The organism is Pseudoalteromonas sp. SR44-8 (assembly GCF_014163635.1).
Classification (GTDB): Bacteria; Pseudomonadota; Gammaproteobacteria; order Enterobacterales; family Alteromonadaceae; genus Pseudoalteromonas; species Pseudoalteromonas rhizosphaerae.
Map to the genome: position 1 here is coordinate 33698 of NZ_JACJDS010000006.1, position 21286 is coordinate 54983.

Here is a 21286-nt window from a genome sequence, read left to right on the forward strand (position 1 = left end):
ATCGTCAAAAAGGTTGAAAACTTTAATTTAAGATTTGCTGTAGAGTGTTCAGTACAAAATGCACTTCTTGCTCTTTCAACGATGGATGAAGAGGAAGGGTGATAGCACCTTGATAATATTTTTCAGCATTAGGGAAGTCACCAACCTTAAAGCCTAGAGTTTGATAGTATGGCTGTAAATGTATTGGAATATAATGAACGTGGCCAATGATCCCAGCTGCTCGAAGCTGAGTTACAGCGTTTTTATGACGAGTTGTATTGCTATTATTTAGTTGAATTATGTACAAGTGATAAGCGGAATAACAGGTATCAATTTGCTGTAATGGACGAACCAAATTTAAATCAAGATGTGTATCATATATTTTAGCAAGGTGATGTCGCTGCTTAACAAATTCGTCAACTTTACTTAGTTGGCTAAGCCCTAACGCTGCGTGTAAATCAGTCATACGATAATTAAAGCCAAGCTCGATTTGCTGATAGTACCAAGGTCCATGACTTGCATCGGTCATTTCACTTTCATCTGATGTGATCCCATGGCTTCTTAATCGTTTTAAACGCTTTGCTAAATTATCATCATTTGTAACCGCCATACCGCCTTCAGCTGACGTGATGATTTTCACAGGATGAAAGCTGAATACGCAAATATCTGAAAACTCACAATTACCAACAGGTTTATCTAAATATTTAGCACCAATGGCGTGAGAGGCATCTTCGATAATTTTAAAATCATATTTAGTAGCGAGCTGATGAATGGCTTGCATATCGCATGATTGACCCGCCAAGTGTACCGGTATGACAACTTTAGGTAAGCAGTTATTTTTTTCTGCTAGGATCAGCTTCTGCTCAAGTTCCTTAATCGACATGTTGCCGGTATCTAAGTCAATATCAACAAAGTCAATCTTAGCACCACAATAAAGTGCGCAATTACTTGATGCTACAAAAGAAATAGGAGATGTCCAGACTATATCGTTTTCTCCAACGCCTAATGCTAGGCATGCGATATGTAACGCCGATGTTGCACTATTTACTGCAATGCCATGCTTTACTTTACAGTAACTAGCAATGCCAGCTTCAAATGCAGGTACTTTAGGACCTTGCGTGAGCCAGTCAGATTGTAAAACATTGAGTACCGCATCAATATCTGCTTGGTCAATAGATTGCTTTCCATATGGGATCATAAAAGTGCCTGAATATTAAAAGCTGCTATTTCTTCTATTGTCAAAAAGTGGGGGTTACTTAAAGAACTATACTCAAACCCGACTTCAACTTTTTTACCGCGCTCATTTAATGCGTTTGTATCAAAACTATTGCTGCGACTACTAAATTTAATACCAGGTGCAATCACAAAATGATCATCAAATTCGTAGGTATCAAAACACAAATCAGAAGGGCACATCACCTCATGTAATTTTTCACCCGGGCGAATACCAATATTTTTTTGTGGCAGGTTTGGTGCCATAGCTGTTGCTAAATCTGTAATACGAATTGATGGGATCTTGGGAACAAAAATTTCTCCCCCTAACATCCTCTCAAAGTTAGTTAAAACAAAATCAACACCTTGTTGTAGGCTTATCCAAAAGCGGGTCATTTCTTCATGGGTGATAGGGATATGGTCGCGGCCTTGGTCAATAAACTTTTGGAAAATAGGCACTACTGAACCGCGCGAGCAGACTACATTACCGTAGCGAACAACTGAAAATGTGGTGCGATTACCACCGGCAATATTATTAGCGGCAACAAACAATTTATCGGATGCTAATTTTGTCGCACCATATAAATTAATTGGGTTGGCTGCTTTATCAGTAGAAAGCGCAATGACTTTTTCAACATTATTATCTAAGGCAGCATCAATGACATTTTCCGCACCATTGATGTTAGTTTTGATGCATTCCATCGGGTTATATTCTGCGGCAGGGACCTGTTTAAGAGCTGCAGCATGAATAACGTAATTTACTCCACGCATTGCACGGCGTAAGCGGTCTTTGTCGCGTACATCACCGATGAAGTAACGCATACATGGTTGATCAAAGTCTTGCTGCATTTCAAATTGTTTTAACTCATCACGAGAGAAAATAATTATTTTTTTTGGCTTGTATCGCTCAAGTAACGTTTTTACGTATTTTTTACCGAATGATCCGGTACCACCGGTAATTAAAATTGTTTTGTTATCGAACATAGTTTTACCCAAGTTATTTATCATTGGCGTAGTTATAGTAAAAAATTAAATACGCAAAAAGTGAAATTTAATACACTGCTCAGTACTTTACCTATTAACAGAGTAGGTTAGCAAGCACGATGCCAAGTTAATTTAATTAAACAATGGTACAAAGTGCAAAATTTGGCAAATTAAGCTATAATTTAACCAATCAGCGTGTCGGAGCCTGTTATGAAAATTCAATCACCAGCAACTAGTTTTTTAAACCAAACACAGCAAACCAGTAACAAGCTTGCAGAGCAACTTGCTACGGGTAAAAAAGTCAACTCTGCGGCAGATGATGCCGCTGCATTACAAATAATTAATAGATTAACCTCCCAGCAAGACGGTTACAGCCAAGCGGTGAATAATGCCTATGATGGTATTTCTTATTCGCAAGCGACCGAGTCAAACTTGTCGGGTGTCAACGATGCTGTCTCGCGTATTCGTGAATTATCTATCCAAGCAGGTAATGGGGCATTAAATGATAATGACCGTGCTGCTTTGCAAGAAGAAGTAGTGCAGTTACAAAGTCAAATTACAGAGACGTTTGAAAATGCTAATTTTGCAGGAAAACCTATGTTTGATGGTCAGTCGGTGTCGTTTCAAGTTGGTCCAGATGCGAATGCAAATCAAACGATTATTCCTTCGGACGGTAGTTTTGCATCAGTAATATCAACAATTGATATTTCTACTCAAGCAGGTGCTCAAGCTGCAATTGATATTAGTGACCAAGCGGCGGACGAAATTAACGCCCAGCGAGCTGAACTTGGTGCTTTTCAAAATACTTTGGCAAGTACCATTAAAGGCTTAGGAACTCAGCAAGAAAATATTGCCGCGAGCCAAAGTCGAATTCAAGATACCGATTATGCTCAGGCGGTTTCACAGCAAGTATCAAATGATATTTTAGCACAAGCGTCAGTTGCACTGCGTGGACAAGCCAACCAATCGGCTGAATCTATTTTAGGCTTGCTTTAATATTAAAGATACTGCGGTAATTCTTAAGTATTACTTGCAATTAGCTAAGCGTCTATTTTTTGGCATGGTTGTCAAAAAACTGCCGCTTAGTGCTTGCATCCCTGTCAAACTCGCTTACAATTTAAATTATTAATAGCTTGTAGTAACTGTGGTTCGCTAAATAATGATCTTGATCTTAGATAATAATAATAATCGTGCGATTGGTTTACATGCTGCGCTTACCTTTATTGGTGAGGCAGTGCAACTGCTTGATGATGCAAGCCTTGAACAAGAATGTGAAAAATACCAAAAGCAGTCATGTATGGTGATCCTCGGCGCATTACAAAGTTTAGATCATGAGAGCGTGATCAAGCGCCATCCAACAATACCATTTCTATTAATTGGTGAAACCCTTAAATCACTGTTGAGCATTGCCAATGTAGTTGGCCTTATCTGTGAACCTTTTAACCATGATGTAACGACTCAATTACTGCATGATTGCCAACAGTATCAACGGATGTTACCAAATGAGCATAAACACGCAAAACCGCACAAAACCTTTGATGGCTTAGTTGGTGAAACTGAAGCGGTTAAAGATGTACGCTTTTTAATTGAACAAGTTGCTAAAACGGACGCTAATGTATTAATTTTAGGCGAATCAGGTACTGGTAAAGAAGTGGTTGCTCGTAATGTTCATTTACTATCAAAACGTAATACAGGGCCATTTGTACCCGTTAACTGTGGGGCGATACCTGCGGAGCTGTTAGAAAGTGAATTGTTTGGTCATGAAAAAGGCGCGTTCACTGGTGCTATTTCAGCGCGTAAAGGCCGCTTTGAACTTGCCCAAGGTGGGACGCTTTTTTTAGATGAAATTGGCGATATGCCGCTGCAAATGCAAGTAAAGTTATTACGAGTGTTACAAGAGCGCAGCTATGAGCGGGTTGGTGGTACAAAACCAATTCAAGCGGATGTGCGGGTGATTGCTGCAACACACCGTGATCTTGAAAAAATGATAGAGCAAGGAAGTTTCCGCGAAGATTTATATTATCGACTCAATGTTTTTCCTATCGAAAACCCATCACTTGCAGAACGTGCTGATGATATTCCATTATTATTAAAAGAGCTAATGCGCCGTATTAATGAGCAAAGTGGTACTACCGCTAAATTTACCGAGCGCGCAATTGATAGTTTAAAAGAGCATACATGGCCGGGTAATATTCGCGAGTTAGCTAACTTAGTTGAGCGTATGGTGATCATGCTGCCAGATAAAGTGGTTGATATTCCAGACCTACCAGCAAAATATCGTTATATTGAAGTTGATGCTTATGAACCACAATATCCCGAAGAGCTTATGGAGCGTGATGCTTTCAATGATATTTTCAGTACTGGTTTTAGTGATTACGACGATGAGCCAGAAGTTGAAGCAATTCAGCCATCAGCAGACCTTTTACCCGACGAAGGGATTGAGCTAAAAGATTATTTAGCTGAGCTGGAAATTAGCCTGATCACTCAGGCCTTAGAGCGTTATGATTATGTCGTAGCGCGTGCTGCGGAGATCTTGGGTGTACGCCGCACAACCTTAGTTGAAAAAATGAAAAAATATAACCTATCACGAGATTAACAGCTAAGAGCAGCTTTTAGGTGTCAGGTAGCAGGTTTTAGGCAGAAATTAACCAAGTACGATGGTAATTACACCTTTAGAATGGGCTTCGTCATTACCCATAGGCGTTAAGCTTGCTGACGCGCTCACCATCTTTAATTCGGGGGGGGGGGCTGTAGTGAATAAATCACTAAAAACTTTTTGCACAAAGAGAAAACAATGAGGGTAAATGAGAAGAAAAAATGCCACGGGCTTCGAGCAATGAGCTTCGAATACCCTAAAATCTGATACTTTTTTTTACCTCATAAGCGCAGCGCACTCTTAACCTCTTTGTGAATACATTTTAATTGCGCGGGATAAACCCGCGCCTACAAGATTAATTGCGCAAAGAGAAGATTTTCTAGCACCTAGCACCTTTCACCTAGTATTTTTCAATAATCTCTGCTTTTCTAAAACAATCATTACTATGATCATTCACCATACCACAGGCCTGCATATGGGCGTACACTGTGGTTGGACCTAAAAACTTAAATCCCCGTTTTTTTAAATCTTTTGCAAATGCAGTTGAGGCCTCTGTAATTGCAGGGTAGTCACTAAGTTTATCTAACTCATTCACTAACGGCTTACCACCTACAAACTGCCATTGATAGTTACTGAAGCTGCCAAATTCTTGCTGAATTTCAATAAAACGTTTGGCGTTATTTATAGTTGCTACAATTTTTAAACGATTACGTATAATTGTTTCATCAAGCATTAATCGTTCAACATCGTGCTCGTTCATTTGTGCGACTTTTTCTACATCAAAATCCAAAAATGCACGACGATAGCCATCACGTTTCTTTAAAATCGTATACCAACTTAATCCTGCTTGTGCTGATTCCAGAGTAATAAACTCAAAAAGTGTTTGGTCATCATATACTGGGATCCCCCATTCATCATCGTGATAGGCAACATAGTCATCTTTACTGGTATCGAGCCAAGAGCAGCGACATAAATTTGTTGAATTCATAGTGTCTCCTTGCTTTGCTTATTTTAGTTTGTCATTTTTTTGTCGCGTTATTTATACGCTAAGCAAATGAAATTAATCAATATAATTGTTGGTACAATTTGTGCATTTAGCTAGTTAGATCCTGTAAACGAGAATGCATTATGGCCTTAGCTAATGTCTTAAAACCACAATTTATCACAGCGACCCAGTATAACCCATGCTTACTGCAAGAAGAGTACATTGGTGAGTTAAGTGAATTACGCCAGCAAGCCAGTTGGTTAAGTCATTTAGTAGATACAATGCCTGCGGGTGTTGTGGTGCTTGATGGTCGCGGTTTGATCGCTAAAGCTAATCAAATCGCAACAGACATGTTAGGGGAACCACTCGAAGGTGAAAAGTGGTTCAGTGTGATCCAGCGCTCGTTTCGGCCCCAACAAGATGATGGCCATGAAGTATCGCTAAAAGATGGACGCTTAATTAAGTTAGAAATAACGGCATTAGCGCCAGAGCCAGGGCAATTAATCTTAATGACTGACTTAACCGAAACGCGTCGTCTACAAACACGCGTTGCACATATGCAGCGTTTAAGTGCATTGGGTAAAATGGTGGCATCTTTGGCACATCAAGTGCGAACACCACTGTCTGCTGCGATTTTGTATGCCGCTAATTTAGGTTCAAAGCGGTTACCCGAAAGCTCTCGAGGCAATTTTCATACTAAGTTAATGTCGCGTTTAAAAGATCTCGAAACCCAAGTAAACGATATGTTGTTGTTCGCAAAAAGTGGCGATCAGCAAGTTGTTGAACATGTTTCCATGCAGCAATTATTAACTGAAGTGAAAACTGGCGCTGATGCTATGGTCGCACTTAATAATAGTGAACTTCAGGTCAGTTTACCTGAGCCTGATATCGAGATAATGGGCAATAAAACTGCGCTTGCCAGTGCCATTCAAAACCTTATTCACAATAGTATTCAAGTCATTGGCAGTAATGCACTCGTTCAATTAAGTGCGCAGCGGGATGCGAGTGACCCCGAGCTAGTGTGTATTACTGTAAGTGATAATGGCCCTGGGGTCGATTTAAGCTTACTTGATAAATTATTTGAACCATTTTTTACTACGCGAAGCCAAGGCACAGGTTTAGGCTTAGCGGTGGTTAGTTCAGTCGCAAATGCACACCAAGGACGAGTTGAAGTAACGAACAATGCTCAAGGCGGAGCCTGCTTTAGTTTACTGTTACCTATTTGTACAAAGTCAACATCGGCGGAGGCAATATGAACAACACGATTTTAGTGGTTGAAGATGATGCAGGGCTTCGTGAAGCCTTGATTGATACGCTTGAAATGTCTGGAATAGATTGCGTTGCGGCTGACAGTGCCGAGCAAGCTATGGTGCTACTTAAAAAAGACAGCTTTTCGCTGGTCGTGAGCGATGTGCAAATGGGCGCGATGAGTGGTCTTGATTTACTGCGCAGCATTAATCTTAATTACCCTGATCTACCGGTTTTAATGATGACAGCGTATGCGACTATTGATGATGCTGTTGAGGCTATGCGGTTAGGGGCAATTGACTATATGGCCAAACCGTTTGCGCCCGAAGTGCTACTTAATATGGTAAGCCGCTATCTACCTGAGCCAGAAAAAGAAACAGATGGCCCGATTGTCGCTGATCCGAGTAGTATTCAGCTATTAGAACTTGCAAGTCGGGTTGCTAAATCGGATGCCAGTGTGATGGTGCTTGGTCCTAGTGGCTCAGGTAAAGAAGTACTCGCACGCTTTATCCATGATAAATCAGATCGCGCAGAGCAGCCATTCGTCGCAATAAACTGTGCTGCGATCCCTGAAAATATGCTCGAAGCTACATTATTTGGCTACGAGAAAGGCGCGTTTACTGGTGCGATTCAAGCTTGTCCGGGTAAATTTGAGCAAGCACAAGGTGGCACAATTTTACTTGATGAAATCACTGAGATGGATTTAGGCCTACAGGCTAAGTTACTACGCGTATTACAAGAACGCGAAGTTGAACGTTTAGGTGGTCGCAAAACTATTAAGCTGGATGTGCGTATTTTGGCTACCAGTAACCGTGATTTAAAAGAGGCTGTGGCTAAGCACCAGTTTAGAGAAGATTTATATTATCGATTAAATGTATTTCCGTTGATGTGGCGTCCACTTTGTCAACGTCCAGGCGATATTGTCGTGTTGGCAAAGCATTTAATTGAACGTCATCTCAATAAAAGCAAAGAGCCTATCGCTGTACTTAGCGAACCGGCAGAGAAAAAATTATTAGCTCATACTTGGCCAGGTAATGTGCGTGAACTGGATAATGTGATCCAGCGTGCGCTGATATTACGCCACGGTGATATGATTGACGAAAGTGCTATTTTTATTGAAAATTTAACCCAGACTCCTCTAACTGCGGCTTTATCAGCAAGTTTAGTGCCGGCTAATTCAGCACCAGAAAGCACTACTTCGGCGGTTACAAGTTCACCAACTAATGATGCTTATTATGATCTGCAAGCGCCAGCAATAAAAGCCACAGCACAACGCAATCAGCTGCGTGAAGAATTACCAAGCTTGGATTCGGGAAGTTACAAAGATGAACTTAAAGATAAAGAGCATAGAATTATTTTAGAAACCCTAAATCGTTGTCAAGGCAAGCGTAAAGATGTAGCTGAAACATTAGGGATCAGCCCACGAACATTACGTTATAAATTGGCTCAAATGCGTGATTTGGGGATCACCTTACCTGCTTAAGCCTCTATAATTTTTGTTTTCCTTCACTATTTAATTTACGCTCAGCCTTGCTGGGCGTAAACTTGTCAAAACTCTGACAACTAAAATAAATCTTAAGATGATGATATTTATGGTTTTATTAGTTGGCATGCTTTGTGCTTTATTAAGTTATTAGTAAACTGCATCGTCAGAGACAATTATGAAAATTCAAAACAGCGCATTATTTCAAGAAATGCAATCTATGGCTCTCGAAGCTGGTCGTAGTAATCAAGTAAACAAATTACCGACGCAGGCGCAGCCTACTTCGAGCGCCCAATTTGGCGATTTGTTAAGTGATGCACTCAATACAGTGAATGGCCTTCAAGCTGATGCGAAACAAAAAGTCGTAGCGGTTGAAATGGGCGATCGAAATGTGTCATTAGCGGATGCAATGATCGCATCACAAAAATCGTCAGTTGCCTTTGAAGCTACGGTGCAAGTTCGTAACAAACTTGTAGAAGCCTATAAAGAAATCATGAACATGCCTGTTTAACTAGGTAGTGGAGAATTATTGTGGCGCAATCTAATCAATCAACAGATCTTGCTTTGGCCGGCGGCGGTATCGACCAAACTGATAATGACGATCAACAAGAACAAAAGTCAGGCTATTTAAGTGCATTAAACGGCGTTGATGTATTGCGTCAGGTTACTCTAATTATTGCATTAGCGATTTGTTTAGCGATTGCTATTTTTGTGATTATTTGGGCACGTCAACCAGATATGCGTCCACTTGGAAAAATGCCAACGGAAGAGCTAATTCAAACGCTCGACTTTTTAGATGCACAAAAAATTGACTATCAACTTGATGGCAATGTGGTTTCTGTTCCTGAAAATGAATATCAAAATATTAAATTGTTAATGACCCGCGAAGGTATTGAGCAAGCGCCGAACTCGGGTACTGATATTATCATGCAAGATATGGGTTTTGGTGTTAGTCAGCGTTTAGAGCGTGAACGTTTAAAGCATGGTCGTGAACAACAACTAGCGCGTACGATTGAGGAACTACAAAATGTCACGCGTGCTAAAGTATTATTGGCAATACCGAAAGAAAATGTTTTTGCTCGCCGTGAGAAAAAACCATCCGCAACAGTGGTATTAACTTTAAAACGTGGTCGTATGCTCGGTAGTGAAGAAGTGGACGCCATTGTTGATATTATTGGTTCAGCAGTGCAAGGTTTAGAGCCGTCACGAGTAACTGTAACAGACCAAAATGGCCGATTACTTAATTCAGGATCGCAAAGTGCGTTAGCTGCTCGCTCACGCAAAGAATACGATATTGAACGTAAACGTGAACAAGAATATCTAGATAAAATAGATGGTATCTTAATGCCAGTTATTGGTATGGGTAACTACACTGCACAAGTCGATTTAAGTATGGACTTTAGTGCGATTGAAGAAACTCAAAAACGCTACAACCCTGATTTACCGGCGGTACGCAGTGAAACCACCTTTGAAGAAAACAACATCGGCGGGTTAGCTATCGGTATTCCTGGCGCGCTGACAAATCAGCCTCCAACAGATTCAAATATTCCTGAAATTGCCGGTCAAGGTGGTGCAGGCTCTGGTTCATCACCCAGTCGCACTCACAAAGAAGCGACACGTAACTATGAACTTGATACTACTATCTCCCACACACGTCAGCAAAGTGGTGTTATTCGTCGAATTAGTGTGTCTGTGGCAGTCGATTATGTGGCAAAAGTGGGTGAAAATGGTGAAACGACTATGGAGCCTCGCTCAGTTGAAGCACTGTCAAATATTCGTCGTTTACTGCAAGGTGGTGTGGGTTTTGACTTACAGCGTGGTGATGCATTAGAAGTAGTGACAGTACCGTTTGTACGTGAACCGATGGACTTAGCTATTGAAGTGCCACTGTGGGAACAAAACTGGTTTATGAAAGTTGTGCGTTTAGTGCTTGGCGCATTGGTTATTATAGTGTTAATCATGGCGGTGGTTAAACCTATGCTGAAACGCTTGATTTACCCAGATGATACCCTTGAAGAGTATGATGATGATGCGCTTAGTTCTGGTGTAGATATTGGTGATAACACCCTAGATATGCTAAATAAAGATTTTGATTCTGCTTCGGTTGGCTTCTCAAGTGATGGTACACTACAGTTACCAGACCTACATGGCGATGAAGACTTATTAAAAGCTGTTCGTGCCTTAGTAGCAAATGAGCCAGAACTCTCCTCACAAGTTGTGAAAGCGTGGTTAACTGAAGATGACTGATCAAGAACAAAAACAACTGCCAGCAGCGTTTGATGTTGATAAATTAGACGGTGTAGATAAAGCCGCAATTTTATTGCTAAGCTTATCCGAAGAAGATGCAGCGCAAATATTAAAGCACCTTGAACCTAAACAGGTGCAAAAAGTGGGTATGGCAATGGCGGCGATAGATGATCTATCGCAAGCCAAAATCAGTGCCGTGCACAATTTATTTATAGAACAAATACAAAGCTTTAGTACGATTGGCTTCCAATCAGAAGATTTTATCAAAAAAGCGCTTACTGCGGCACTTGGTGAAGATAAAGCGGCAAGCCTGATAGATCAAATTGTTATGGGATCTGGTGCCAAGGGTCTTGATTCATTGAAATGGATGGACTCAAAGCAGGTTGCCAATATTATTCGCAATGAGCATCCGCAAATACAAACTATCGTTTTATCGTATTTGGAGCCTGAGCAATCGGCCGAAATTTTAGCGCAGTTTCCTGAAAAAGTGCGCTTAGATTTAACCATGCGAATCGCCAACCTTGAAGAAGTTCAACCTGCGGCTTTACAAGAGTTGAACGAGATAATGGAAAAACAATTTGCCGGACAAGCTGGTGCGCAAGCTGCAAAAATGGGCGGCTTGAAAGCGGCGGCAGATATCATGAACTACCTCGATACTAATATTGAAGGTCAGTTGATGGATTCTATCCGTGAGCATGACGAAGAGATGTCGCAACAAATCCAAGATTTAATGTTCGTATTTGAAAACTTAATGGATGTTGATGATCGTGGTATTCAAGCTATCTTGCGAGAAGTCCAACAAGATGTACTGATGAAAGCCATCAAAGGTACTGATGATGCATTGAAAGAGAAAATCCTCGGCAATATGTCAAAACGGGCTGCAGAGATGCTTGCTGATGATTTAGAAGCAATGGCACCTGTGCGGATCAGCGAAGTTGAAGCCGCGCAAAAAGAGATCTTATCTACGGCACGTCGTCTCGCTGATTCAGGTGAAATTATGCTTGGTGGTGGTGGTGGTGAGGAGTTCTTGTAAACCATGAGCAAACCTACTCAATATCAAGGTCGTCCTTTACGAGCCAGTGAAGCAGTTGATGAATTATTAGAAAACTGGCCAATTCCAGATGTTACGCAAGACACTCGAAAATTCGATGGTCGTTCAACGGCGTTTGGTACACCGCTGGCCGATTTATATCGTAAAGAGCTTGAAGAAAGTGAACAAGCACTAGAGCCCGAAGAGCCTGAGCTGCCCTCGTTAACAATGGCTGAGCTGGAACGAATTCGTCAAGATGCCTACGAAGAAGGCTTAAAACAAGGCCACGAGCAGGGTTATATTGATGGTTTTGAAAAAGGCGTAGGTGAGGGAAAAGAAGCCGGTTATAAAGAAGGCATTGAGCTTGGTAAAACACAAGGTCAAGAAGAAGTAAAACCACTGATTGAAGAACAGCTAACGGGTCTAAAAGCATTGTTGGATAGTTTGTCAGCACCATTAGCTAAAGTCGATGATGACGCCGAAAAGCAACTTGTACAGTTAACCGTAATGCTAACCGAAGCGCTAGTTTATCAAGAAATTAAAACCTCCCCTGAAATCATTTTGCAAAGTTTAAAGCAGTGTATCGATGCGTTAGCCAATGAGCAGCAAACTGTGCGTATTCATTTACATCCTGAAGACATTGAACTGGTTAAAAATAGTTATGGTGAAGCTGCACTAGCTGAAAACCATTGGCAGTTAGTTGCAGAGCCGACTTTAGATCGCGGCGGTTGCCAAGTAAAAACACCTCAGTCATCTATTGATATGACTATAAAAACCCGCGTCAAAGAAACGTTGGATAGTTTTTTGCATAGTAGTGGTATCTAACGCTATTTTTGGTTTGCAATGAGTTCTCAACCACGCCCATTAAGTGAACGTTTACAACAGTATCAAAAACATATTCATAGCCCAACGCCTGCTGTTGCGGGAATTTTAACCCGTGTTGTAGGGTTAACATTAGAGGCGAAAGGATTACGCGCGCCAGTTGGCAGCCAATGTAAAATTGAAACCATGCATGGTTTTGTTGATGCTGAAATTGTTGGTTTTAATGATCAGACGCTTTACTTGATGCCAAATGACCATATTTCTGGTGTACTACCTGGAGCGCGAGTGATCCCACAAGTAAATGATACCGGACTGCCTGTTGGTATGTGTTTACTTGGTCGTGTTGTTGATGGCTTAGGGCGTCCGTTGGATGGGCTTGGAGCTATTAAAGCAGAGCATTACTTAAAATTTGCACAAAATTCAATTAACCCATTATCTCGACGACCAATTACGCAGCCGATGGATGTTGGCGTACGCGCTATTAATTCAGTGATAACTGTTGGCCAAGGCCAGCGCATGGGGCTATTTGCAGGCTCAGGCGTGGGTAAGTCGGTATTACTGGGTATGATGACCCGAGGCTCAGAAGCTGATGTAATAGTTGTTGGTTTAGTGGGGGAGCGTGGCCGCGAAGTAAAAGAATTTATCGAAGAAATACTCGGTGTGGAAGGGCGTAAGCGTTCTGTCGTAGTTGCTGCTCCCGCCGATGCATCGCCATTAATGCGATTAAAAGGTTGTGAAAGTGCGGTAACTATCGCGGAGTACTTTCGCGATCAAGGCTTAAATGTTTTATTGCTACTGGATTCTGTAACGCGTTATGCCATGGCTCAGCGCGAAATAGCGCTTGCGGTTGGTGAACCACCGGCGACTAAAGGTTATCCGCCCTCAGTATTTGCAAAGCTACCCGCGCTGGTGGAACGTGCTGGTAATGGCGGCGAAGGGCAAGGCTCTATCACAGCGTTTTTTACTGTACTGAGTGAAGGGGATGATATGCAAGATCCGATTGCTGATGCGGCGAGAGCCATTTTAGACGGTCATATCGTGTTATCCAGAGAGCTCGCTGACAGTGGTCATTATCCTGCTATTGATATAGAAAAATCGATTTCACGGGTGATGCCACAAGTTGTCTCAGAAGCACACATGCAACAAGCGCGAGTGTTAAAACAAGTGTATTCAATGTTCCAGCAAAATAAAGATATGATTACTTTAGGTGCTTATCAAAAAGGCACCGACCAAATGCTTGATCAGGCCATTAATATGATGCCAAGAGTGAATGCATTTCTACAACAAGGCATGAAAGATGTGATTAGCTATGACGATGGCCTACAAGGGCTTGCGCAATTATTAGGACAAGCATAATGGCAACAAATAAGCTCAATCTATTGCTGAAAATAGAAAATGATAAAGAAGAAACTTTACGGATAAATTATTTACAAGCGCAGCAAAACTTGCAAGGCAATCAACAAAAATTGCAAGGCTTGAATAACTTTCGTTTGGAGTATACTCAGCAATTACATTTAAAAGGAAAGTCTGGTTTAAGTAGTGCAGGGTTTAGTCAATACCATGCTTTTATTGCCAAAATAGAAGAAGCTATTCGTCAACAAGCGAATACCGTCAGTACTGCTAAACAAGTTGTTTCACAACGACAAAGTTTATGGCTGAAACAGCAGATTAAGGCTAAAGCGGTTGCTAAATTAATAGAAAAACAGCAGCTTAAAGCGAATGTAATCGCACAAAAAAATGAACAAAAAATGCTTGATGAATTTTCTGCAAATCAATTTTATCAAAGACGTCGCGCTCTATAGTCATCGCCCAAAACAGCATTATTTATTTTTAAAATTAGCTTAGGCATATTATTTGCTTGTTTAACGTATGAAGTATTTATTCTGGCAAACTGCGGCGGCAAATTGCCACTTTTAATCTAGGTGAATTATGGCTATTAGTGATCTTTCAGTGTTTATCTCAACTGAGCAGGATGTTCAGTTAAATAAAAAAGACAGTGCCAAAGGCAGTGCGGCAACAGGTAAAGAAAGCACCGATAGTGATTTCTTTAGTGAGTTACAAAACGCTAATAATGCTGCAGAAACACCCATGAAAGTTAACTCATCTGGCGCTGTGTCAGCTGCAAGTGAAGCCGAAGTTGCTGCTGAAAAAGCGCAAAAAACGCCCACTGACAGCAGTGATGAGAAAACGATGTCAGGTGATGCTATGTCTGGTGATGCAATGCTTGCTCAGATCACGGCAGCCAACAATATGGACACTCGGGTAAATAATACGCCAACTGTTGCAAATGCCTCATTACTTTCAACGTTGGGTAAATACAGTGAAGAAAAAATAGATCCGAAGCTTATTAAAGTCACTGGACCTCGTCCAATTGATGATGTTACGCCTATTATTGATACAGACACTCCTGCCACTGATGATCCAATTGCACAACTAGTCGATAAACAACTAAAACCAACGCTACTTACTGAAAAAACGGTGCTGGCAGAGGCGATTGATAAACAGCTTCAACTGAAGGGAAACACCCCTCCTGATGATGCTGTGACTCCTATTATTGATGATATTCAAGTGGCAAAAGAGATATCGCAAAATAAAGCGATGACAATGCAGCCAACAAACCAACAAGCTGCAGCTACCTTAAAGAGTGGGGAAGTTGGCAATGAAACAGCTCAAATAAATATTGCTGAAAATACAAGCAAAGGTAAGCCACAAAACAGTGAAGTATTAGCTAAAGGTTTGGACGTAACGCTTGCTCAACAAGTTAAACCACAAGAAAGTGAAGTATTAGTTAAAGATTCGGACACAAGGATTGCTCAGCAAGAAAAACCTCAACAGAGTGCAGCGTTAACTGCAGATGCGCACGCAACTGTAGCTAACGTTACTGCTAACGCCAAACAAGCAACCACAAGTGCTACTGCAGTAGCAATGGACGTTGCTTCAAAGGCAGAACCAGTAGTTAAAGGTGTGGAATCAACCACTACGATTGGCTCTCAAACTGATGTAGCTGAAAAAGCAGCTACACAGGCAAAGCATAGTAACAGTGCTGTATTAGAGCAAATCAGTAAGGTATTGCTTAACTCACCAACTACAGTACAAAAAAATGAACACCCATTGTTGGCGAGCTTAACACCAGAGCAGCAAAAACAGCTACAAAATCAAGTTGATGTCATTCGTCAGCAAGATCCATCACCGGCTAACGTAACTGACTTAAAAAAAATGCTGGCTGAATTTGTAGAGCTTAATAGTAAAGAAGTTGCAAAACCTACCACGGCAGTTGCGACAATGAACACGGCAGAGCTAACCCAACTAAGTAAAGATATTTCGCTGTTGAGTCCTGTACAAAAGCAGGCATTGAGCCAGCAATTACAAAATTTTGTGAGCACTGAGCAGCCTAAGGGGGCTTTATTAACTCAGATCAATACGGCTATTGCAGAATTAGCTCAGCCAGAGAGTATTGAAAAAAAGACTGAGTCAAAAGCTCAATTGACGGTTCAGTCAATGACAGATAATTTAGTAAGCACTACAACAACCAATAGCAACACCGCTAAATCAGATACAAATAAAGTATCTGCGCCACAAGATGCACTTATAAAGGCCGCGAGCAAAGAGCAAGAAGTGAAACTGGCAGTGCAAGATAATGTTCTAAAAAGTGAGCAACTTGCTGAAAATATTAAAGCAGAGCAAAGCCCTGTGCGCGACAACACATTGACACGTGTAAATCAATTGTTTGGCCAGCTCACCGGATTAACCACTGCGGTTACGACAGCCTCGGCTGTAGAAGGGAGTGAGCAAAGCTATCAACAAGCTTTGGCAGATATGCAAGTAATGCATGCCCAGCAAGCGAGCCCTACATCACAGACAAGACAAATAAATCTTGATCCAACTGTGTTACAAGCATTGAATATCATGAAAAGTGATGCAGCCAAATTACTACAAGAACGAGTGAGTGCATTACTAAGTATCAATAATAAAGAAGCTGAAATACGTCTTGATCCGCCAGAAATGGGTAGTATGCAAATTCGTATTCGTAGCGATGCAGAACAAGCTCAAATTAACTTTGTGGTACAAAATCAGCAAGCCAAAGAAGCTCTTGAGCAATCAATGCCGAGATTACGAGAAATGTTAGCACAGCAGGGAATTGAACTGGGTGAAAGCAGTATCCAGCAGGGAAATAGTCAAAGTGATACTGGTGGTGACGGACAACAAAATGGTCGTGGTCAACAGGCAAATCAGCAACAAAATGAAGAGGAAAGTGCATTAACTCAGCAACCAATTCGAGGCTCTGGGCAACAATCTTCATCATCAATAGATTACTATGCCTAACACCTGCTATTATATGAGGTATAAGACTATAAAAATAAATAACTTGATGGTGCGCGGTGACACTCGTAATATCGCTATTATTAAGGCATAAAGGAAAGCAGCATGGCTGAAGAAGCAAACTTAGAAATTGAAGACGGTAGTAAAAGTAAAAAAAAGCTGATTATAATTATTATTGCTGTGGTATTGGTAATTGGTGGTGCAGCTGGCTTTTTCTTGATGTCTGGCTCCGACGCTGCTCCTGAAACACTTGCGGATGAATCTGTTGCATCAGCAACTGAAACTGCAGATGTAAGTGGTAGTGGTGCAAAGGTTGGCAGTGCCTTATATGTTGCGATGCCTCGACCTTTTATTTTTAACGTACCTGGTGCCAGTCGTGATCGCATTGTGCAAATAAAAGTGCAATTACTAGTGCGCGGTGATGTGAATGAAGAAACGGCTAAAAAGCATATTCCACTTATTGAAGGCACATTGCTTGGTGTGTTTTCAACCACCACCGCAGATGAGCTTGGTACTAGCGAAGGCAAAGAAACCCTACGAGTAGCAGCGCTTGATAAAGTACAAGCCGCGTTAACTGATGTAGAGGGTAGTAAAGTAATTGAGCGGGTGTTGTTTACCGGCTTTGTAATGCAATAAGGGGTCAGCGTGAGTGATTTATTATCCCAAGATGAAATCGATGCCCTGTTGCATGGTGTCGATGAAGTCGAAGAGGAGGATCTACAGGACGGTGATGATGGTAGCGGTAATACGTTGCAATACGATTTTTCTTCACAAGATCGTATTGTTCGTGGTCGCATGCCGACTCTGGAGATTGTGAACGAACGATTTGCTCGACACATGCGCATTAGCTTATTTAATATGATGCGCCGTACTGCTGAAGTTTCTATCAATGGCGTACAAATGATAAAGTTTGGTGAGTATATCCACACTTTATTTGTTCCTACCAGTCTTAATATGGTGCGCTTTCGTCCTCTTAAAGGTACTGGGTTAATCACTATGGAAGCACGGTTAGTGTTCATCCTGGTTGATAACTTCTTTGGCGGCGATGGTCGCTATCATGCGAAAATAGAAGGTCGTGAATTTACACCTACTGAGCGCCGTATTGTACAAATGCTATTAAAAATAATCTTTGAAGATTACAAAGAAGCATGGGCGCCGGTAATGGATGTGTCTTTTGAATATCTTGATTCAGAAGTTAATCCGGCAATGGCTAATATCGTCAGTCCCACCGAGGTGGTGGTGATCAGTTCATTCCATATTGAGCTGGATGGCGGTGGCGGGGATTTCCATATCGCATTGCCGTATTCAATGCTTGAACCTATTCGTGAATTACTCGATGCTGGTGTGCAATCAGATACTGAAGATACCGATTTACGTTGGAGCAAAGCCTTACGTGATGAGATTATGGATGTTGAAGTTGGAATATCAACACAACTGCTTGAAGTTGATTTAACCTTAGCGCAAATTATGGAGCTTAAGGCTGGGGATATTATTCCTGTTGAGATGCCAGAGCACATAACGGTGTTTGTCGAAGAGCTGCCAACCTTTAGGGCTAAAATGGGTCGCTCTCGTGATAACGTCGCGCTGCAAATTAGTGAAAAAATTAAACGTCCTGAATCAGTCAAATCAGAGTTGCATGTCTTTACAAAAGGTGGCAAAAAGCTTGATTCAGATGCGGAATTAGCAGAACTAGAAGATGATCTACACCTTTCCGAAGGCGTAGATTTAGACTGGTAAGAGAATAAAAAGGTTTAATAGTATGAGTGATGACCAAGATACAATGGACGAATGGGCGGCTGCTTTAGCCGAAGCCGAAGGGACCGATAGTTCTGATGGTGCCAAAGTAACTGAACTTGACGAGTTAAGTGATGCTAGACATGAAATGAGTGGCGAAGAAAAACGCAAACTCGATACAATTTTAGATATCCCCGTGACTATTTCGATGGAAGTCGGGCGTTCAAAAATTAATATTCGTAACTTACTTCAGCTTAACCAAGGTTCAGTTGTTGAGCTTGATCGTGTTGCCGGTGAGCCATTGGATGTATTAGTTAATGGTACATTGATAGCGCATGGTGAAGTGGTCGTAGTTAATGATAAATTTGGTATCCGCCTGACTGACGTGATCAGCCAAGTTGAACGGATCAAGAAGCTGCGATGAGCAGTTGGCTTTTTTTATCGACTGCAGCAAGCTCAGCGCTGCCTGCAGCGACACCAATGGGCGACTTACTCTCAATGGTAATGTCTTTAATCATGGTGCTAGTACTGATTGTGGTACTGGCATTTTTGGTTAAAAAACTAAACCCCAATTTAGCAAATACCGACGAATTTAAAGTGGTGCGTAGTTTACCGTTAAGTGCGCGAGAGCGATTAATGGTCGTCGAAATTGATAATTGTCAGCACTTACTAGGCGTAACCCCGCACAGTATTAACTACCTGCATAAATTAGAGACTCCATTGACAGAAAAAGAGTTGCCAGCCCTTGCACAACGTTTTGGTAAACTCTTAAACCCACAAACTAACCACATTAAAAAGAATTAATAATATGACTAAGTGGCTGCTTATACTTTTTGCATTAGTTTTTATCCCCACAGTTAACGCCGAAGGCATTGAAGCGTTAAGTATTACGACTAATCCAGACGGTTCACAAGATTACTCTGTAACCTTGCAAGTACTGGCTATTATGACCGCGCTAAGCTTTATACCTGCAGCGGTGATCATGATGACCTCATTTACTCGCATAATCGTAGTACTGGCTATTTTACGCCAAGCAATTGGTTTGCAACAAACACCATCAAATCAAATATTGTTAGGTATGTCGCTATTTCTAAGTATTTTTATAATGACGCCGGTTTATCAAAAAGTGAATCAGCAAGCTATTGAGCCATATTTAAATGAGCAGGTGACCTCGATTCAAGCGCTTGAACTTGCCAAAGAGCCGATGAAGGAATTCATGCTCTCACAGGTGCGCATAAAAGATTTAGAAACCTTCGCTAAAATTGCTGGGTATGATAAGTTAGATTCTCCTGAAGCAACGCCATTAATTGTATTAATCCCCGCATTTATAACCAGCGAATTACAAACTGCATTTATTATTGGTTTTATGTTCTTTATTCCATTTTTGATAGTCGATTTAGTTGTGGCTTCAGTCTTGATGGCCATGGGTATGATGATGCTCTCGCCGATGATTGTGTCTATGCCGTTTAAAATTATGTTGTTTGTACTTGTTGATGGCTGGAGTTTAGTGATGGGGACTTTAGCTAAAAGTTTTGGCTTAGGCACTTGATATGGCAATACAATACTTTGCCTACAAAGGCTAGGGGGGCACCATGGAACCAGAAATCTTCGTCGATATTCTCAGTAATGCATTATTTTTAGTTATTAAATTAGTATCGGCAATTGTGGTACCAGGTTTATTAGTGGGTTTAGTTGTAGCTGTATTTCAGGCCGCAACGTCAATCAATGAACAAACATTAAGCTTTTTGCCGCGGCTATTAATTACTATCAGCGCCTTGATTGTTGGAGGGCATTGGTTAACGCAAGAGTTAATGGATTTTTTTAGTCGAATAGTGTTAATTATTCCTGAAATTGCAGGCTAGTATGGAATTCCCATTTTCGGTTATTATTCAGTGGCTGAGTGATTTTTTGTTACCACTAGTACGGATCAGCTCGATGATTATGATCATGGCGGGGCTGGGTGCTAAAAATGTGCCTACGCGGATCAAGATGGGTCTAGCGGTAATGATTACTTTTTTAGTTGTACCAGTACTTCCGCCTGCGACATTTAATAACTTATTCTCTTTTGAGATGATATTGGTAGTTATTCAACAAATGTTAATCGGTGTTGCTATAGGTTTTGCTTCTGTACTGATGTTGAATACTTTTGTGTTAGCAGGGCAAATATTAGCAATGCAAACTGGCCTTGGTTTCGCCTCTGTTGTTGATCCTTCTAATGGTATGAGTGTGCCTGCTGTTGGGCAGTTTTATTTGATTCTAGCCACGCTATTATTCTTTGTATTTAATGGCCATTTAATGATGATCCAAATGGTAGTGCATAGCTTTGAGGTGCTACCAATCGACGGTAATTGGTGGGCGGTTGATCATTATTGGGACATAGTGACGTGGGGCGGCTGGATGTTTACTACCGCCTTGGTGTTATCTTTGGCGCCTTTAACAGCTATGCTGGTGATTAATATGTCGTTTGGTGTGATGACCCGTGCAGCACCGCAGTTAAACATTTTTTCAATCGGTTTTCCGTTTACCTTGGTTGCAGGTTTAGTCATTATTTGGGCAACCTTAGGTAACTTTGTTACTCAATTTGAATTTCAATGGCTAAAAATGATTGAGTTAATGTGTACTTTAGTTGGTTGTTCCCCATAGGAG

At 41.3% G+C, this 21286-nt stretch carries 21 protein-coding genes; 18 read left to right on the forward strand and 3 right to left on the reverse strand.

The genetic code is table 11. The features are described from left to right. Nucleotides 1-22 precede the first annotated feature (22 nt). Together pseC and pseB are read right to left on the reverse strand one after the other, a co-directional pair. Complete coding sequence (gene pseC, locus H5183_RS04025; protein ID WP_145239433.1) at nt 23-1177, reverse strand: UDP-4-amino-4,6-dideoxy-N-acetyl-beta-L-altrosamine transaminase; 1155 nt, start codon at nt 1175-1177, stop codon at nt 23-25. After that, on the reverse strand, nt 1174-2175 hold the full coding sequence (gene pseB, locus H5183_RS04030) for a UDP-N-acetylglucosamine 4,6-dehydratase (inverting) (protein WP_145239431.1): 1002 nt from the start codon (nt 2173-2175) through the stop codon (nt 1174-1176). Before pseB ends, pseC begins: the two co-directional genes overlap by 4 nt. A 210-nt stretch (nt 2176-2385) precedes the next feature. Between pseB and H5183_RS04035 the strand changes: the two genes are divergently transcribed. Both H5183_RS04035 and H5183_RS04040 read left to right on the forward strand, forming a co-directional pair. Next, a complete protein-coding gene (locus H5183_RS04035; protein WP_182731006.1) occupies nt 2386-3171 on the forward strand; it encodes a flagellin in 786 nt (261 codons plus the stop codon). A gap of 163 nt (nt 3172-3334) precedes the next feature. Continuing rightward, nucleotides 3335-4771 carry a sigma-54 dependent transcriptional regulator gene (locus H5183_RS04040; protein ID WP_182731007.1) on the forward strand — a complete coding sequence of 479 codons (1437 nt, stop codon included), beginning with the start codon at nt 3335-3337 and terminating at the stop codon, nt 4769-4771. A gap of 400 nt (nt 4772-5171) precedes the next feature. Here H5183_RS04040 and H5183_RS04045 read toward each other — a convergent pair whose 3' ends face one another. Next, a complete protein-coding gene (locus tag H5183_RS04045; RefSeq protein WP_182731008.1) occupies nt 5172-5759 on the reverse strand; it encodes a DNA-3-methyladenine glycosylase I in 588 nt (195 codons plus the stop codon). Nucleotides 5760-5899: 140 nt separating this feature from the next. On the opposite strand from H5183_RS04045, the gene H5183_RS04050 reads away from it, so the two are divergent. The 16 genes from H5183_RS04050 (at nt 5900) to fliR (ending at nt 21283) form a co-directional block, all read left to right on the forward strand. Beyond that, on the forward strand, nt 5900-7012 hold the full coding sequence (locus H5183_RS04050) for a PAS domain-containing sensor histidine kinase (protein ID WP_145239418.1): 1113 nt from the start codon (nt 5900-5902) through the stop codon (nt 7010-7012). Beyond that, on the forward strand, nt 7009-8487 hold the full coding sequence (locus tag H5183_RS04055) for a sigma-54 dependent transcriptional regulator (protein ID WP_182731009.1): 1479 nt from the start codon (nt 7009-7011) through the stop codon (nt 8485-8487). The genes H5183_RS04050 and H5183_RS04055 overlap by 4 nt, the downstream gene beginning before the upstream one ends. 178 nt (nt 8488-8665) lie before the next feature. Beyond that, entirely contained in the window at nt 8666-8998 is a 333-nt protein-coding gene (fliE, locus tag H5183_RS04060) for a flagellar hook-basal body complex protein FliE (RefSeq protein WP_145239413.1), read from the forward strand. Nucleotides 8999-9018: 20 nt separating this feature from the next. Next, nucleotides 9019-10734: a flagellar basal-body MS-ring/collar protein FliF gene (fliF, locus tag H5183_RS04065; protein WP_145239410.1), complete on the forward strand. Its 1716-nt coding sequence runs from the start codon at nt 9019-9021 to the stop codon at nt 10732-10734. Further along, nucleotides 10727-11767: a flagellar motor switch protein FliG gene (fliG, locus tag H5183_RS04070; RefSeq protein WP_145239407.1), complete on the forward strand. Its 1041-nt coding sequence runs from the start codon at nt 10727-10729 to the stop codon at nt 11765-11767. Before fliF ends, fliG begins: the two co-directional genes overlap by 8 nt. Nucleotides 11768-11770: 3 nt before the next feature. Beyond that, on the forward strand, nt 11771-12589 hold the full coding sequence (gene fliH, locus H5183_RS04075) for a flagellar assembly protein FliH (RefSeq protein WP_182731010.1): 819 nt from the start codon (nt 11771-11773) through the stop codon (nt 12587-12589). An 18-nt stretch (nt 12590-12607) separates the two neighbouring features. Then, nucleotides 12608-13942, forward strand: a complete 1335-nt coding sequence (fliI, locus tag H5183_RS04080; RefSeq protein WP_145239400.1) for a flagellar protein export ATPase FliI — start codon at nt 12608-12610, stop codon at nt 13940-13942. Then, complete coding sequence (gene fliJ, locus H5183_RS04085) at nt 13942-14388, forward strand: flagellar export protein FliJ (RefSeq protein WP_145239397.1); 447 nt, start codon at nt 13942-13944, stop codon at nt 14386-14388. The genes fliI and fliJ overlap by 1 nt, the downstream gene beginning before the upstream one ends. A 127-nt stretch (nt 14389-14515) precedes the next feature. Further along, nucleotides 14516-16909 carry a flagellar hook-length control protein FliK gene (locus H5183_RS04090; RefSeq protein ID WP_182731011.1) on the forward strand — a complete coding sequence of 798 codons (2394 nt, stop codon included), beginning with the start codon at nt 14516-14518 and terminating at the stop codon, nt 16907-16909. Nucleotides 16910-17011: 102 nt separating this feature from the next. Beyond that, the gene (gene fliL, locus H5183_RS04095) at nt 17012-17542 is read left to right on the forward strand and encodes a flagellar basal body-associated protein FliL (protein WP_145239392.1); all 531 of its coding nucleotides are present in this window, start codon (nt 17012-17014) and stop codon (nt 17540-17542) included. 9 nt (nt 17543-17551) lie between these two features. After that, nucleotides 17552-18643, forward strand: a complete 1092-nt coding sequence (gene fliM / locus H5183_RS04100; protein ID WP_145239389.1) for a flagellar motor switch protein FliM — start codon at nt 17552-17554, stop codon at nt 18641-18643. Nucleotides 18644-18665: 22 nt separating this feature from the next. Continuing rightward, nucleotides 18666-19064 (forward strand): flagellar motor switch protein FliN, encoded by a 399-nt coding sequence (gene fliN / locus H5183_RS04105; RefSeq protein ID WP_145239385.1) that lies wholly within the window; start codon nt 18666-18668, stop codon nt 19062-19064. Then, nucleotides 19061-19444 carry a flagellar biosynthetic protein FliO gene (gene fliO / locus H5183_RS04110; RefSeq protein WP_145239382.1) on the forward strand — a complete coding sequence of 128 codons (384 nt, stop codon included), beginning with the start codon at nt 19061-19063 and terminating at the stop codon, nt 19442-19444. Before fliN ends, fliO begins: the two co-directional genes overlap by 4 nt. Before the next feature lie 4 nt (nt 19445-19448). After that, nucleotides 19449-20189: a flagellar type III secretion system pore protein FliP gene (fliP, locus tag H5183_RS04115; RefSeq protein ID WP_145239379.1), complete on the forward strand. Its 741-nt coding sequence runs from the start codon at nt 19449-19451 to the stop codon at nt 20187-20189. A 43-nt stretch (nt 20190-20232) separates the two neighbouring features. After that, nucleotides 20233-20502, forward strand: a complete 270-nt coding sequence (gene fliQ, locus H5183_RS04120; protein WP_145239376.1) for a flagellar biosynthesis protein FliQ — start codon at nt 20233-20235, stop codon at nt 20500-20502. Between the two features lies 1 nt (nt 20503). Next, nucleotides 20504-21283, forward strand: coding sequence for a flagellar biosynthetic protein FliR (fliR, locus tag H5183_RS04125; protein ID WP_145239372.1), 780 nt, complete (start codon nt 20504-20506; stop codon nt 21281-21283). The last annotated feature ends 3 nt before the right edge of the window (nt 21284-21286 follow it).